The following is a 16,241-nucleotide window of genomic DNA, read 5'->3' on the forward strand; positions in this document are numbered from 1 at the left end:
GAAAATGTACAACGATACCGCACAATTCCAGCTCAGCTTCAGCACCCTGTTCGGACGCCCGCAATTGCGTAAGGCCGCGCTGCGTAAAACCGCGTTACTCTCCTGCGTGTTTGCATCAGCGCTGCTGGTCGCCTGCTCCGGCGGCAGTGGCCAGGCCACGGAAGAGTTGCCCAATACCAATCCCGACAGCGGCGACACCAGCTATTCCGGCCCGGCACCGGAAAGCGAAGATGTGCAGAATTACAAACGCTATATCTGGGACAACCTGGCAGCGGAAAACCGCTGTGGCAGCTGCCATATCGAGGGTAACCAGAGCCCGCGCTTTGTGCGCGGCGACGATGTCAACCTGGCCCACGGCGAAGGTCGCGAGCTGGTCAATCTCGGCAGCCCGGAAGATTCCCGCCTGGTCACCAAGGTGGCCAGCGGCCACAACTGCTGGCTCGCCAGCCCCGATGCCTGTGCGGAAATCATTACCAATTACATTGAGGAGTGGGCGTCCGCTGCCGGCTCCGTGGCCAGCAGTATTACCCTGACCGCGCCGACCGAACGCGATGTAGGTGCGAGCAAAAGCTTCCCCGCGTCCAGTGCCAATTTTGCAACGACCGTCTACCCATTGCTGGAAGAGTACTGCTCCGGTTGTCACAGCGAGGATGCCGGCACCGCACAGCAGCCGTATATCGCCAGCGCCGACATCGACCAGGCCTACGAGGCCGCCAAGGCGCGTATGGACCTGGACAGCCCGGAAAAATCCCGGCTCGTGGTCCGTCTCGGTACCGACTTTCACAACTGCTGGAGCAACTGCAGCGAGAACGCCGATACCATGGCCGCGGCCATCAAGAATTTCGTCGACGGTATCGCGGTCACCGAAGTGGACCCCAACTGGGTGATCAGTAAAGCGCTCTACCTCACCGATGGCATCGTCGCCAGTGGCGGCGGCCGTATCGAGAACAATGCCATCGCGCTGTACGAGTTCAAATCCGGCAGCGGCACCGTGGCTTACGACACCTCCGGGGTTAACCCGGCGATCAATCTTAATCTCTCTGGCGATGTGGAGTGGCTCGGTTCCTGGGGCATTCAGCTGAACGGCGGCAAGGCCCAGGGCGCCACCGCCACCAGCAAACGTCTGTTCGATACCCTGAGCGGCACCGGTGAATACACCATTGAAGCCTGGGTGGCCCCGGCCAATGTGGTGCAGGAAGGTCCTGCGCGGATCGTGAGCTACTCCGGTGGCAATGATATCCGCAACTTCACCCTCGGCCAGGCGATGTACAACTACACCTTCCAGAACCGCAACGATGCCAGCACCGACGCCAACGGCATGCCAGCGCTGATCACCGAAGACATGGCCGAGCGGGCCCAGGCCACCCTGCAGCATGTGGTCGCCACCTTCGATCCGATCAACGGCCGCCGCCTCTACGTCAACGGCGAATTCACCGGCGACGCGGATCCGGTCGCCCCCGGCCTGCTCTCCACCTGGGACGACACCTTCGCGCTGGTGCTGGGCTCCGAAGCCTCCAACGATTTTGCCTGGCAGGGCTCCATCCGCCTGCTGGCGATCCACTCCCGCGCCCTGAACCAGGACGATATCCTCACCAACTTTGAAGCCGGTGTCGGCGAGAAATACATGCTGCTGTTCAAAGTGGAAGAGCAGACCGACGTACCCCAGGGTTACGTCATGTTCGAAGTGCAGCAGTACGACAACCACGGCTACCTGTTCAGCGAACCCAAGTTCATCACCCTGGAAGACGGCGTAACTCCCGACGGTGTGGTGATCCAGGGCATGCGTATCGGCATCAACGGCCGCGAGGCCGTGGTCGGCCAGGCCTGGGCAAATCTCGACACCACCGTGACGGCCACCGATTACAATCCGGCGAGCGGCCAGAAACTGTCCCCGCTCGGCACCATCATCACCCTGGAAAAAGGTCCCACTTCCGACGAGTTCTTCCTGACCTTTGAACGCCTGGGTAACGAGGAATTTGTGCGCATCGAAGCCACCCCCGCGGCACCGGCTGCGCCGGCAGACCTCGCCCCGCAACCGCGCATCGGCATCCGCCGTTTTGAACAGATTCACGCAGCGCTGTCTGCGGCCACCGGCATCTCCAGTGCCAATAGCGCCGTTGTCGAGACCTGGGAAAAGGTGAAACAGCAACTGCCTGTCGAAGCGGACGTGCGCGGCTTCCTCGCCGCACAGCAGATGGGTATTACCCAGCTGGCGGTGAAGTACTGCAGCACCCTGGTGGACGACACCAGCGCCCGCGCCAGCTACTTCCCCGGTTTTGATTTCTCCGCCGCCGCCAGCAGTGCGTTTGACACTGACGCCAAACGCGCGCAGATCATCGATCCGCTGCTGGAAAAACTGCTCGGGCGTCCGATTGCCTGGCCTGCGGCAGTTGGCGGCCACACCGCACAACTGGCCACGGCGCCGGATGAGAACGCGGTGCGTGCGGAACTGGATGAACTGATCAACATCATGACGACCTGCAGTAGCGGCACTGCTTGCGATGCCGCCCGCACCGCGACCACCGTGAAAGCCACCTGTGCGGCTGCCATGGGCAGCGCGATGATTCTGATTCACTGATAACCGGCGCTACCGCACCGGGGAAATAGAACATGAGCAAGAAAAAACATTTCGAACTGGATCAGCCGCTGCGCCACCCGGACCACCACCGCCCGGTGAGCCGACGGGACTTCCTCGGCCAGGGTTTCCGCGCCGGTATGGCCACCGTTCTCGGTGGCTCTGTCTTCAGCCTGTTTGCCAACCCCCAGTTGGCGCGGGCCGAATTGTCATCGGACCTGGAAGCCATGCGCGCACTCTGTGGCGTGAGTAAAAACGGTGCCGGAAAAATTCCGTTTATCTGCTTCGACCTCGCGGGCGGCGCCAACATCGCTGGCTCCAATGTGCTCGTGGGCAAGCAGGGCGGACAGCTCGACTTTCTCAGCACCGCCGGTTACAACAAACAGGGACTGCCCGGGGACATGCTGCCGTCACTGACCGATGCCGCCGGCAATTCCTTCGTCAACACCGACCTCGGTCTCGCCTTCCACAGCGACAGCCAGATGCTGCGCGGTATCTTGGAGAAAGTCGCCGCCGGCACCGCCGCCTCCATCAACGGTGCGGTGATTCCCGCGCGCTCGGAAAATGACACCGGCAACAACCCGCACAACCCCATGTACGGCATCAACCGCGCCGGCGCCAACGGCTCACTGCTGGCGCTGATCGGCTCCCAGACCAGCGAATCCGGTGGCAACTCCATGGCCCCTATGGACCTGATCAACCCGGAAGTGCGCCCCACCAAAATCGATCGTCCGTCCGATGTAACCGGCTTGGTCGATGTGGGTGACCTGGTGGGACTGCTGAGCCAAGAAGATACCGTTGCGGTAATGGAATCCATGTACCGCATCTCCAGCGCCAAGCTCGGCAAGGTCAACACCCGGGTCAGCAACGATGCGGTGATCAAAGATCTGGTGAAGTGCGGCTATATGAAAAGCGCGGACCTTGCCGACCGTTTCGGCAACCCCAGCGCGCTGGATCCGGCGCTGGATCCGGACATTGTCGGGGCCTCCGGTATTTTCTCCACCGAAGAATTTCTCAACGATCGTGAGTTCCAGAAAGCCGCTTCTACCATGAAGCTGGTGGTCAACGGTTACGCCGGTGCCGGCACCATTACCATGGGTGGCTATGACTACCACACCGGCGACCGCGCCACCGGCGAGCTGCGCGATCTGCGCGCGGGCCGCTGTATTGGCGCCTGTCTGGAGTACGCCGCCAAAGTGGGCCAACCGCTGATGGTGTACGTGTTCAGCGACGGCTCCGTTTTCAGCAACGGCATGGTGGATGATTCCATCAATGGTCGCGGCAAGGGCGTCTGGACCGGCGACAACCAGCAGACCGCCGCCTCCTACTTCCTGGTTTACAATCCCGCGGGTCGTCCGGCACTGCTGGGTGGCACTGCGGACCAGCAGGCCCGCCACCAGCAACTGGGTTACATGCGCGCATCCGGTGATGTGGAAACCGCAGGCAGCCCGGCGGCCAACAACGTCAACCAGTTGGTACAGACGGTAGTGCTGAATTACATGGCGCTACACGGTGAGCAGGGGAATTTTGCCAGCCTGTTCCCCAACCACGGATTGGGTAATGCAAGCCTGATGGACAGTCTCACGGCTTTTGCTCCGATCCAGTAACCACCGCTCCAGCAACAAGCACAGCAATAAAAGATCTAACGATGTACCTCGCTCGCCCTTTTTTGCCTTTTGTACTGCCTCTCCTCGGCCTGCTCAGCGCAGGCCTGGCACAGGCGGAACCGAAACAGGAAACCGGCTCCGACCACTGGCACTACGACAAGCAGGCCATTATGGGCACCGAGGTGCACCTGCAGTTCTGGATGGAAGACGCGGATAAGGCGACGGAAATCAATCGCGCCGTAATGGACGAATTTCGCCGCATCGACAATCACTTTTCCCCCTACAAAAAAACCAGCGAGCTGTCGGAGCTCAATCGCATTGTCTCTGAGGGCGAAAGCAGGGTAGCCATTTCCCAGGAAATGCAGGAGATCATCCAGAAGTCGCTGTTTTACAGTGAAAAAACCGGCGGTGCCTTTGACATCACCTATGCCACCCTCGGCAGCCTGTACGACTTCCGCAAAGGCGAAAAGGCGGACCAGCAAACTACAGACTCCCTGCTGCCCGCGGTCGATTACCGGCACCTTAAACTGGATCGGCAATACCGCATTCTCGAAGTCAGCGACAAACGCACCAAAATAGACCTCGGCGGTATCGCCAAAGGTTATTCGGTGGATCGCGCTGTCGCCATCCTGCAACACTACGGGGTTGAAAATGCCAGCGTCAGCGCCGGTGGCGACGCCCGCCTGCTGGGCGACAAACGCGGTAAACCCTGGCTGATCGGCATTCGCCACCCGCGGGACAAAAGTAAAAATGCGGCGGTGATACCGCTGGAAAACACCGCCATTTCCACCTCCGGGGATTACGAGCGCTTTTTTATCGATGACGACGCACACCGGGTACACCACATTTTCAACCCGGCCACCGGCAAGCCCGCGGATACCGATGCCAGCGGTGAACAATCCGACGAAGACAAGCTGATCAGTGTCAGCGTCATAGGCCCGCAGGGCTTCGATACCGATCCACTGTCCACCAGTGTCTTCGTACTCGGCAAGAAAAAAGGACTGGCATTGATTGAAGAGATGCGCGGCTTTGAAGCCATCGTCATTGACGCCAACCACCGGATGTTTTTCAGTAGCGGGCTGCAACCCTAATTGCCAACTGGATCACACCGGAAACGCGGAGCCCTGACATAATCATGGGGCATATTTTGTACTTTAAAACTATTAACATTCAGGCTTTTCCATGCTTTCCCTGCGCCGCCTTTTGAAATCATTCCGCTCCCTGTTGGCCCTGGCCGCCGTTTCAGCGGCCGCAACTGTATCAGCGCAGAGCGATGACTTTCCCGGTAAGGATCTGGAAGACCTGAAGCAGGACGTTCTCAAACTGAACCGCGATCTGCTGGTACTGGAAGAAGACCTGCTGTTTCCGGCCCAGAGCCAGGTAGCCGTTTATGTCTCCATGGATGTGGGCCACTTTTTCGACCTGGACACCGTGAAGCTGCACATCGACAACAAGCTGGTAGAAACACACCTCTACACCGAGCACCAGAAAAAAGCCCTGGTCCGCGGCGGCATCCAGCCGCTGTTCAAGGGCAACCTCAAATCCGGTGAACATACGATTACCGCTTTGTTCACCGGTACCGGTCCCGAGCAGCGCGCATTCAAGCGTGCCGCGGCACTCACACTGAAAAAAACCGACGAACCCGCGGTAATCGAGCTGCGCATTTCCGACTCCAGTGGCAAACAGCAGCCGGAGTTTGAAGTGGTGCAGTGGCCAGCGCCCTGAGCGGCCGGCCACCATGCAGATTGCTGCCGTGTTGAAGCCAAGCGCCCTCGCCCTGTCCATTACCCTGCCCATTGCCCTGGCCACGTTTTGTGCCAGCGCCTCTCTGTGGGCCAGCGACAATGCACAGTCGCTGGCACAGGTCAGGCAACAGGACCAGGCATCGCAACAGATGCAACCGGGTCAGAAATTCCAGCAGGCGCAGGACATGCGTTATGGCGCCGCGCTGTATCACTATTTTCAGGGCAATACCTTTGATGCCCTGAGCACCCTGATGGTGTCTGACCTCCGTGGCGGCATTGCCCATCACGCCGACAATGCGGACCTGATTCGCGGCGGCATCAGTCTCGCCTTCGGCCTCGAGCGCCAGGCTGCCAAACTGTTTGAACAGCAATTGCAGAAAGCGGCCGACGAAGATAACCAGCAGCGTATTGTGCGCTTTCGGGAAATCGCCTGGCTGAAACTGGCAACACTCAACTATCGCCACCAGAACTGGGACACCGCAGCGCTACAGCTGCAGAAGTCGGGCGCTATTCACCAGTCCAGCCTCACTTTGAACCTCGCCATCCGCAGCGGTGATCTCGCGCAGGCGCAGCAGCTGCTGGCGATGTCAGATCTACCACTGGCGGAACAGGTGCTCGGCCACAGCAACCTGGCAGCGGCCTATGCGCGACAACACCAGCTACCCGCAGCGGCCGAGGAATACCGCCGCGCCGCCGCGCTGGTGGAACAGAATCCTGACGCCGACGACGAGCTGCATATCCTGCGCGACAAGGCCCGCATTGGTGCCGGTTACGCACTCGCATTGAACAATGACTACCTGGCGGCGGCGGCGGAGTTTCGCAGCGTCCGCCTCGATACGCCCTGGTCCGCCGACGCCCTGCTCGGTCTCGGCTGGGCATCGGTCAACAGTGGTTCGTATCAGCAGGCCGTTGATGCACTGGGGTACCTGATCCAGCAGAACCCCCTGTCGCCCCAGGTACAGGAAGCGCTACTGGCACTGCCCTACAGCTACGAAGAACTGAAGCGCCCGAAGCTGGCGCTACAGTCCTACCAGCACGCCGAACAGCAATACCAGCAAGCACTGCAGGATCTCGATGCCCTTCAGCAGGCCTCTGCAGAGCTGCCGTTTCCCCCGCCGCAAGACCAAAGCACCCTGAACCTGCAGCGCTACGGCTGGCTGGAGGATGCGGAGACGCCGGCACTGATCCGCGACAACCAGCGCTACCTGTTGCAGATGATGCAAAGCGACCGCCTGCAATTGCAGCTGTCGGAATTGCGCGACCTGCAGCAGCTCACCCGAGTGCTGACCCGCTGGCAACAGCGGCTGCCGGAATTTCACAACCTGATTGACGAGCGCGAGCAGCGCCGCATCGCCATTATTCAGCAACACGACAGCGCGCAGTACGACCAGCAGGTGCAGATTGCCGAGCAGCAGCTGGCAAAATTGCAGCAGTCCCTGCAGCGTATCGAGGCCGATGAAGACGGCCTTGCGATGCTCGCCAGCGCCGGTGGTGAAACCGCGGAATATCTGGAAATGGTGCGCGCAGCCGAGGCCCGCTACCAGCGGCTCAGTGCCGCCGACAAAACCAGCAAGTACCAACAGCAGACCCTGGCGCGTGCCCGCGGCATTCTGCAATGGCAGGCGGCGGATCAGTACCATGCAAACCTGTGGCAGCTGCGCAAAGCCGTCACGGCGCTGGAACAGGAACTCACAGAAGCCGCACGGCGACAGCGCAAGGTGGCAAGAATTTCTGCAGAAGCGCCACAGCTGAATTTGCTTGCCGGTAGCGTGGATGACGCGGGCCTGCGCCTTGCGGAACAACAGCGTGCCGTCGATCGTGCAACCAGATTGATTGAAAGACAGATCCGCCGCGACCTGGTCGAGGCACTCACCAGTGCCAAGCAGCGCGTGCAGCAGTATATGGCCCACACCCGCCTGGCGATTGCGCGGATGCAGGATGCCAGCATGCAGGGACTCTACAACGCACCGTCCCCTTCTCCAGCACCCGCACTCGCACCCGCACCCGCACCCGCAGATCAGGTTCCTGCAGATGAAATACCGACAGACGAGATGTCCGTAGAGAAGAAGCCGGCAGAAAACCCGCAAACAGGTCACGGTACGCTCGAACAGCCGGCAAACCCGACCAATGACTCAGAGGCGGAGTTGTGAAGCCCGTTTTTTCCCGTCGCCAGCCACCGCAACTTGTAAGCGCACGCAAAAAATTACTGGCCCTGGCCATTTGCACCGGCGCCCTGATCAGCGGTTGCGCCAGTCAGTTCGACCCGGGCACCACCCTCGCCGACCTGCCTGCCGCCAGCCTGCCGCCGGTGGAGCCAGACGTGCAGATGCCAGCGATCGAATTACCGGCGCTGATCGCAAGCTATGAACGCGCCCTCGCCGCCAACAGCGATCCGAAAACCCGCCGCCAGATTCAGCTGCGCCTCGCGGATCTGGAAATGGAGCGCACCGAGCAGCTGCAGGAAGACAACCCGGAAATGGCCGTGGCCTACACCGAAGCGGTGCGCCACTATGAGGCGCTGCTGCAGACCTCGGCCGACGACGATTATCTCGCTTACCGGTTGGCCCGCGCCCGCGCCCTCGACGGCAATAGCAGCGGTTCTCTGGCGGCACTGGAAAACATTGTCGACACCGCGCCGGAATCGCCATTTATTGCCGAGGCCCTGTTCCGCCGCGGCGAGGCAGCGTTCGGCCAGAAAAAATACCGCGCAGCGGAGCGCGATTTCGCCGCGGTACTCGCCGAGGGTGACACCCCCTTTGCACAGAATGCCCGTTACATGCTGGGCTGGAGCCGTTTCAAGGACGCGCGCTACCGCGAGGCAAGTGACACCTTCCTGGTGCTGATGGATGAGCTACTGGCAGAACAGCAGCCGGAAAAGCGCACCTTCGATCAACTGGAAAAAGGTGAGCGCCGGCTGGCGGACGATACCCTGCGCGTGCTGGCGCTGGGCTTCAACTATCTCGGCGGTGCCGAGGTCATCGAGTCTTTCAATCCCCAGTCGCCTACCGGCGCATCCACCGGCCGCAGCTACCAGCACCAGTTGTATCGTGCACTGGGGGACTGGTACGCAGAAAGTGAACGCTATCGCGACGGCGCCCAGACGTTCCTGACCTATGTCGAACGCAATCCACAACACCGCCAGGCCCCGGCCATGCACGTGCGCGCGGTAGAAATCCTGCAGCAGGGCAACTTCCCCAGCGAAGTGCTGCCGGCAAAGAGAGATTTTGTCACACGCTACGGTATTCGCAGCCTTTACTGGCAGAATGCTGACGACAGCCTGCGCGACAGTTTGCGCACGCAACTCAAACCCTGGCTGGAAGAACTGGCGCGCTTCGATCACGCCCGCGGCCAGGCGCTGGCGAAAGAGGCGGCTACCGAGCGCAGCGGACGAAAAAATCGCTCGCGCAACGACGTCAAGGTGATTGCCAAAGCCCAGCAGGAATCCCGGGCCGCTTTCCTCACCGCGGCCGATCTGTACGGCGAATTTACCCAGACCTTCCCCGACGACGAAAAAACACCTCAGCTTACCTTCCTGATGGCAGAGTGTTTCAACGAGGCTGGGCACTATGCCCGCGCCTTTGACGCTTATACCCGTGTCGCCTGGGATCTGCCGGTAACCGGCGCAGCCAGTGCCCAGGCCACTGAGGCGGGATACGCGGCCATCCTGATGGCCGGGAAAATGCACCAGCAGGAAAAGAACCCGGAACAGGCCACCCTGTGGTTGGATCGCAAAACCGAAACCAGCCTGCGTTTCGCCGACAGCTGGCCCACGGACCGCCGCGCGCTGGCGGTTCAGCTGGATGCGGCACACAACCTGTTTGAACAGTACCGCCACGCCGAAACCATTGCCGCTACCGAAAAGGCGGCGGCCTGGCAGCCGCCCCCCGATGCCAAACAGCGCCGCACCATCATGATGCTGCTGGGGCACAGTTACTTCGAAATCGACAATTTCTCCGCGGCGGAAAATGCCTATACCCAGCTGCTCGCAGGTATGGCGTCCACCGACCCGGAATACCTCAATACCCGCGATCGCCTGCAGTCGTCCATCTACAAACAGGCCGAAATCATTCTGCGGCAGGTGCACCTGACCACCAGCGACATGGAATTTGTCGCGCCCACGGAAGACGCCATAGCGCTGCTGCTGCGGGTGCGCGAGAGCGGTCGCTCCAGCATCGCGGCCACTGCCCAGTACGATGCCATCACCCAGCTGGTGCGCTTGCAGCGCTGGCCGCAGGCGCGCACCGAGCTGGCGGATTTCCGCCAGTATTACCCCGACCACAAACTCACTCCGTCCCTCGCCGCCAAGGCGGTCGCCATATACCAGGGTCTGGAAATGCCGGGGGCAGCGGCAGAAGAGTTGATGGCACTGGCCAATGGCGATAGCGACCCGGCGGTGCGCCGCGACTCCCTGTACCTGGCCGCAGAACAGTTCGAGCAATCCAACAACCCGGCAAAAGCCATCGAGGCCTATCGCCAGTATGCGCGCCAGTGGCAGGCACCCGCGGTACAGAACCTGGAAGCCCAGCGCAAACTGGTATCCCTGTATGAAAACGCCGGTAACCAGCACGAGCGCAACCTGTGGCTGCAAAGCCTCGCGGGCAACAAGGTTTCCGAGCCCCGCGGCCGCTATCTGGCCGCCTTTGCCCAGACCGAGCTGGCCGGACAGAGTTACGCCCGCTTCCAGCGCCTGGCGCTGACCCTGCCACTGAAGCAAAGCCTGAAAAACAAAAAACAGGCGATGGAAGCCACCGTGGCCGACCACAAAAAGATACTGGCCTTTGGGATTGCCGAATTCACTACCGCAGCCAACTTCCGCCTCGCGGAAGTCTACCGCCAGCTGAGCCGTGCACTGATGGACTCCCAGCGCCCCAACGGGCTCAGCCCACTGGAACTGGAACAGTACGAAATCCTGCTGGAAGAACAGGCCTACCCGTTTGAGGAAAAAGCCATCGAGCTGCACGAAGCCAATGTCAAACGCACCGCCGACGGTGTCTACGACGACTGGGTGAAGAACAGCTTCTCCTCCCTGGAAAGCCTGCTGCCAGCGCGCTACCGCAAACCGGAATCCACTGTGGAGTGGAGCGATGCTGCATACTGATATGAAAAACCTCAAACACCTCGGACTGGTCGCCGCACTCTCGGTATTGCTCGCCGCCTGTGCCAGCAATCCGGAAACCCCGCAGGTATCCGACATACCCGCAGCAGCTGTGGATGAAAGCGGCCAACGGATCCTTTCCCCAAACCCCTATTTAGCGGAAAAAGCGAGCGTGCCGGATGCCGCGCAACAGGCGCTGTTGCGCGCACGACAGTATTTCGAAGCCCAGCAATACACCGCGGCGGAGACGGAACTGCAACAGCTTGTGGCACAATGGCCGGCACTTTCCGGTACCTGGTTGAACCTGGCTAAGGTACAACTGAAGCTGAAACAGCCGGAACAGGCGGAAACAAGCCTCAAGCAGGCAGTCGCCGCCAATGAAAATAATGTGTTTGCCTGGAACTCACTCGGCGTTTTACTGCGAGACCAGGGTCGATTTGACGAGGCGCGCACTGCGTATGAAAGCGCCCTGGCGCGCTGGCCGGACTTTGCAACAGGTCACCGCAATCTGGGCATTCTGTTTGACCTGTACCTGCACCAACCGGAACGCGCTTTGCAGCACTACCGCGAAGCCAAGGCATTGGAAACCGAAGAAGACCGGGTACTTGCAGGCTGGATTGTGGATCTGGAGCGGAGGCTGTAATCGATGAAACAATGGTTAGCAGTGTTACTGTTCCCGCTGTCCTTTTTTGCCAGTGCCCAGGAGGAAGGCGGTGAAGTGATCACCCTGGAATCCACCATTATCGGCAGTCAGGAACAGCCCAAGGTGCTTTACATCATTCCCTGGAAACAGGCCAACAGCCTCGAGAAAATTGAAAGCACCTTGCCCAATGCAATAAACCACAGCTTCCAACATCAGGAATACTCGGAATTGCAGAGGGAAATAAAGCTTTTGCAGCCCGAAAAAAGTGAATAAGAGAAGATTCACGAATAAATCACGAATCATCAAATTTTAAAATCACAAAATCTTTAAGTCCCGGAGATTTGACCATGGAATTCATCAACACACTGCTGCGATTCTTCCAGAACGGCGGCGCCTTTATGTATCCCATTGCCCTGGTCCTGGTTATCGGCATAGTGCTGGTGGTGGAGCGCTGGGTATTCCTGTCGCGGGCCAAAATCGCCAACCGTCGCGCCTATGGCCAGATACTGCCAATGATGCAGCAACGCAACTTTGCTGCCGCCCTAAAATTTTCCCAGAACGAAAAGGCCCCTATGGGCCAACTGGTGGCTGCTGGCATTTCCACCGCGCAGCACGCGCGCAAGGATGAAAACATCGCAATGGCCATCGAAGAAAGCATTCTCGAAGCCGTACCGCGCCTGGAAAAGCGCACCAACTACCTGGCCACCCTCGCCAACATCGCCACCCTGCTGGGCCTGCTCGGTACCATCATCGGCCTGATCGCCGCGTTTACCGCCGTGGCCAATGCGGATCCATCAGAAAAAGCCAGCATGCTGTCTTCCAGTATTTCCGTGGCCATGAACACCACCGCCTTCGGCCTGATTTCCGCGATCCCGCTGCTGCTGGCGTACTCCATGCTGCAGAACAAAACCAATGAAATCATCGACAGCCTGGAAATGGCCGGCGTGAAGTTTCTTAACCTGATTACCCTGACTCGCGGTCAGAAAGCGGATGCGACCGCTCGCCCCGCGGTCAAAGCCGGCACCCCGGCCTGAGCGTGAACCGCGCGTCTTCAACGCGACACCGCAATCGTTAAGAAATCGAACAAGAGAGAGCCATGGCTATCCGACGCAGGCTGGAAACCGATCCGGATCTGGACATCACCTCATTTATGAGCCTGATGACCGTACTGGTGCCGGTACTACTTCTGAATATGGTGTTTTCCCATATTTCCGTGCTGAACCTGAATCTGCCCGGATTGAGTGACGCCAGTACCCAGGAAGAAAAAGAAAACCGGCAACTGGAATTGGTGCTGCGCGCCAGCCACATCGACATCAATTATCCGGCGGGGATTCGCGTGAAACGAATTCAGCACCGGGACGGCAAGCCGGATTTCAAGCTGGTGTCGGATGTATTGCAGGAAGTAAAGCGCAGCCTGCGGGAACAGGATATCGACAAAAAAGACCTGGTTATTCTCTCTGAGCCGGGCACCCCTTACCGCACTCTGGTGAGCGCCATGGATACCGCGCGCTCCTTCCGCACGGTAGTGGCGGCCTCGGTGGTAGATGCGGAATTGTTCCCGCAGATTTCCCTCGGCGATGCCCCGCTTCAGGGTGGGCAGGCGCAACAAGAACAGCGAGCAGGCAACGGCATATGAAAGCGACGATCGGCGGCAAGCTGAAAGGACGCAAGCAGCGCAGGCACAAGCAGACCAAGCTCAACCTGGTTTCACTGATGGATATTTTCACCATTCTGGTGTTCTTCCTGCTGGTGAACTCCTCGGACGTAGAAGTATTACAGGCAGACAAAACCATCACCCTGCCGGAATCCACTTCCACACAAAAACCGGAAACCACTACGGTGGTACGAGTGAACGGTGACCAGTTGATGGTGGGCAACCGCGTGGTCGCCAGGGTGGGCGAAATCCCCCAGAGCCACGAACAGATCAAACCGCTGCTGGACGAGTTGAAATACCTCGCCAGCCGCGCGGAGCCCTTGCCGGAAGACAAGCAAGCGGTCGGCCGCCCCATCACCATTCTGGGGGATGAAGAAGTGCCCTACGCACTGCTGAAACAGATCATGAACACCTGCGCTGCGGCGGACTACCGGGATATCGACCTCGCGGTAACCCAAACCGCAGCCCAGGATCCCGCCGCACCTGCGGCCGGCAGCTGAGCGGAGGCCGTATACGATGAGTCATGCAGCCACCGCCGGCAGACCGGCACTGATGCCCTGGCACTATTACAACTCCACACTGCCCTGGGCCTCGACGGAAGAAGAGGACCAGCGCTTTCGAAAATTCCTCAAGGTGGGCTTCGCCGCCTTTGTAGTGGTTGGGGCCCTGTTTACGTTTATTCCGGCAGCGGAACTTACCCGGGAACAAAAAGAGCAGCTACCGCCGCAACTGGCACGGGTGATCCTGGAGAAAAAAGAACTGCCAAAGCCAGTAGAAACACCCAAGCCAAAACCGGTTGAAAAGAAAAAAGAAAAACCCAAAGAGGTCAAACAGGAAAAGCCCAAGCCGATCGAAAAACCAAAACCGGAGCCGATAAAAACCGTCAAGCCCAAACCCCTGACGGAAAAGGCACCCGCCGCGGAAGTGGCCAAGGCGCGGGAGAAGGCCGCCAACAGCGGCCTGATGCAGCTGCAGGACGAGCTGATGGATATGCGCGATAGCCTCGATGTATCCGAGGTGGCCAATGCCAACAGCCTGGCCAGTGGCGCCGCTACCGCACAGAAGATCGATCGCTCGCTGATCAGTGACAAATCCAAGGCCTCCAGCGGCGGTATCAACACCGGGCAGCTGAGCCGCAATACCGGCGGTTCCGCTCTTTCCGGTCGCGAGACGACTAAGGTGCAAGTGGCCGAGGCCACAGCCGCGGCAAAATCCAGCGGCAAAGAGGCGCGCCGCGAGCGGGGCACCCGCGGTGAAGAATCCATTCGCCAGATTATGGAGGCCAACAAGGGGGCCATTTTTGCCATTTACAACCGCGCCCTGCGCCGGGATCCCACCCTGGCCGGCAAGGTGACGGTAAAACTGGTGATCGAGGCCAACGGCACCATCTCCGGTGTTAGCCTGGTGAGCAGTGAGCTTGGCGACGAGGACCTGGAGCGCAAGCTGCTGGCGCGGATCCGCCTGATCAACTTCGGTGCGGCCAATGTGGAGAAATCGACCCTGAATTACTCCATCGACTTCCTGCCCTCGTGAGAGAGCAGCGTCTCTCGCGCTCCTTCAAGGCGTCAGCGCCCGCTGACGCCTGCTAGTCAACACCGACACCCGGTAGCGGTAGTACTCCTGCCGAGCCCGCCGGGGGTCCCACGGCCCCGGACTTACCTGTCTTTCCTCTAGCAGTTAGAGCAATTTCTTCGCGCTTAACAGATTCTGTTTGCGTATCCTTCCGCTGTTCTGGTACAAAAGTCTCACAAACAAAGTGACGACGATCACAAAAAACGCACACCTCAGGCGACACATCGGTTAATCCAGTCGCGTCAGGGTGCTTGGGGCGATATCAAGGGATCTGTACTGGTGACCAGGGAAATTCTCGACAACAAACCACAAACCAACTTGTTGACCGATGTCTGGGATCAGCGCAAAGAATCCTTTGCCAACGCAAAGTCAGAGCCCTCAGAGTTCCGGGCGGACGAGTTGATGGGAGCCATGTTCCGCAATGGCCCGGGCTATCACTATATATTCGACCTGTATGACCTGAGTCTGGTACATATCAGCCCCAAGGTTGCGGAAATCCATGACCTGGATCCGGAGACCGTCACCTTCCAGGATATCCTCAACCAGGTGCACCCGGATGACATGCCGTTTGTCGCTCGCGCGGAGGAAGCCGCAATCCGGATGTTTCAGGATGAAATTGGCATCGACAAGGTGAAGGACTACAAGATCTCCTACTGTTTTCGCTTTCGCGTCAAAAGTGGACAGTACCGCCTGTTCAGCCATCAAGCTGTCGTTCTCTCAACCGACAACCAGGGTGCAATCAGCAAGGCGCTAAATATACATACGGATATTTCACATCTGGTCAGCGAAAATAATTACCAGTTGTCATTGATCGGAATGAATGGCCAACCCTCCTATCTCAATATTGATGTGGAAGGCCCGCATTCATCGGCACAGTCCAACAACCCCAAATTCAGCGAGCGGGAAATTTCGGTGATTCGCCTGATCGCCAAGGGACTGACCAGTGCGGAAATCGGTCTTCGCCTGACGCTCTCGGAATACACCATCAAGAATCATCGCAAGCGGATCTTAAAAAAGAGCGACTGCCAGAATATGAGCCAGCTGTTAAGTAGCGGCATGCTGGACGGTTTACTGTGATGCGCCCATAAGTTTCAGAATGACTGATTCCGCGCTCACCTGTACTCCATCCTGCCATTCGTGAACCAGCTGACAAAAATACCTTTTTATGACTCACAAACTTCGAGTCGCCCACAAATACCGCATGCCGAATTTAAAGTTATCTGTGCCAAATAGTCCTTTTTTGCTATAACTATCACCTCAAATCTGTGCTACGCATCAAGATTTTTGACGCATAAGGCAGCTTTGCCAAAGTCACAGGCAGACCAACAATAAAACGAAGCGGGCAGTGAC

At 59.0% G+C, this 16,241-nt stretch carries 13 protein-coding genes; all 13 read left to right on the forward strand.

All coding sequences use genetic code 11. The features are described 5' to 3' along the window. The first annotated feature begins 4 nt into the window (after window positions 1-4). The 13 genes from M0G74_RS11090 to M0G74_RS11150 all read left to right on the forward strand — a co-directional run bounded on the left by M0G74_RS11090 (window position 5) and on the right by M0G74_RS11150 (window position 15,968). A complete protein-coding gene (locus tag M0G74_RS11090; RefSeq protein WP_248216843.1) occupies window positions 5-2,578 on the forward strand; it encodes a LamG domain-containing protein in 2,574 nt (857 codons plus the stop codon). A 32-nt stretch (window positions 2,579-2,610) separates the two neighbouring features. Beyond that, window positions 2,611-4,182 (forward strand): general secretion pathway protein GspF, encoded by a 1,572-nt coding sequence (locus tag M0G74_RS11095; RefSeq protein ID WP_160152089.1) that lies wholly within the window; start codon window positions 2,611-2,613, stop codon window positions 4,180-4,182. A 41-nt stretch (window positions 4,183-4,223) separates the two neighbouring features. Then, window positions 4,224-5,273: an FAD:protein FMN transferase gene (locus tag M0G74_RS11100; RefSeq protein ID WP_248216846.1), complete on the forward strand. Its 1,050-nt coding sequence runs from the start codon at window positions 4,224-4,226 to the stop codon at window positions 5,271-5,273. A gap of 91 nt (window positions 5,274-5,364) precedes the next feature. Further along, entirely contained in the window at window positions 5,365-5,907 is a 543-nt protein-coding gene (locus M0G74_RS11105; protein WP_248216847.1) for an AraC family transcriptional regulator, read from the forward strand. Next, window positions 5,879-8,077 (forward strand): hypothetical protein, encoded by a 2,199-nt coding sequence (locus tag M0G74_RS11110; RefSeq protein ID WP_248216849.1) that lies wholly within the window; start codon window positions 5,879-5,881, stop codon window positions 8,075-8,077. Before M0G74_RS11105 ends, M0G74_RS11110 begins: the two co-directional genes overlap by 29 nt. Continuing rightward, window positions 8,074-11,025 carry a tetratricopeptide repeat protein gene (locus tag M0G74_RS11115; protein WP_248216851.1) on the forward strand — a complete coding sequence of 984 codons (2,952 nt, stop codon included), beginning with the start codon at window positions 8,074-8,076 and terminating at the stop codon, window positions 11,023-11,025. Before M0G74_RS11110 ends, M0G74_RS11115 begins: the two co-directional genes overlap by 4 nt. Further along, window positions 11,012-11,665 (forward strand): tetratricopeptide repeat protein, encoded by a 654-nt coding sequence (locus M0G74_RS11120; protein WP_248216854.1) that lies wholly within the window; start codon window positions 11,012-11,014, stop codon window positions 11,663-11,665. The genes M0G74_RS11115 and M0G74_RS11120 overlap by 14 nt, the downstream gene beginning before the upstream one ends. Before the next feature lie 3 nt (window positions 11,666-11,668). Next, window positions 11,669-11,938 carry a hypothetical protein gene (locus tag M0G74_RS11125; RefSeq protein ID WP_248216856.1) on the forward strand — a complete coding sequence of 90 codons (270 nt, stop codon included), beginning with the start codon at window positions 11,669-11,671 and terminating at the stop codon, window positions 11,936-11,938. Window positions 11,939-12,012: 74 nt separating this feature from the next. Beyond that, on the forward strand, window positions 12,013-12,699 hold the full coding sequence (locus tag M0G74_RS11130; RefSeq protein WP_248216857.1) for a MotA/TolQ/ExbB proton channel family protein: 687 nt from the start codon (window positions 12,013-12,015) through the stop codon (window positions 12,697-12,699). Between the two features lie 62 nt (window positions 12,700-12,761). After that, window positions 12,762-13,301, forward strand: coding sequence for a biopolymer transporter ExbD (locus M0G74_RS11135; protein WP_248216861.1), 540 nt, complete (start codon window positions 12,762-12,764; stop codon window positions 13,299-13,301). After that, window positions 13,298-13,819 carry a biopolymer transporter ExbD gene (locus M0G74_RS11140; protein WP_160152081.1) on the forward strand — a complete coding sequence of 174 codons (522 nt, stop codon included), beginning with the start codon at window positions 13,298-13,300 and terminating at the stop codon, window positions 13,817-13,819. The genes M0G74_RS11135 and M0G74_RS11140 overlap by 4 nt, the downstream gene beginning before the upstream one ends. 16 nt (window positions 13,820-13,835) lie before the next feature. Continuing rightward, window positions 13,836-14,852: an AgmX/PglI C-terminal domain-containing protein gene (locus tag M0G74_RS11145; RefSeq protein ID WP_248216863.1), complete on the forward strand. Its 1,017-nt coding sequence runs from the start codon at window positions 13,836-13,838 to the stop codon at window positions 14,850-14,852. A 318-nt stretch (window positions 14,853-15,170) separates the two neighbouring features. Further along, window positions 15,171-15,968 (forward strand): LuxR C-terminal-related transcriptional regulator, encoded by a 798-nt coding sequence (locus M0G74_RS11150; RefSeq protein ID WP_248216864.1) that lies wholly within the window; start codon window positions 15,171-15,173, stop codon window positions 15,966-15,968. Window positions 15,969-16,241 lie beyond the last annotated feature (273 nt).

It is taken from the genome of Microbulbifer sp. CAU 1566 (genome assembly GCF_023156515.1).
Lineage (GTDB): Bacteria > Pseudomonadota > Gammaproteobacteria > Pseudomonadales > Cellvibrionaceae > Microbulbifer.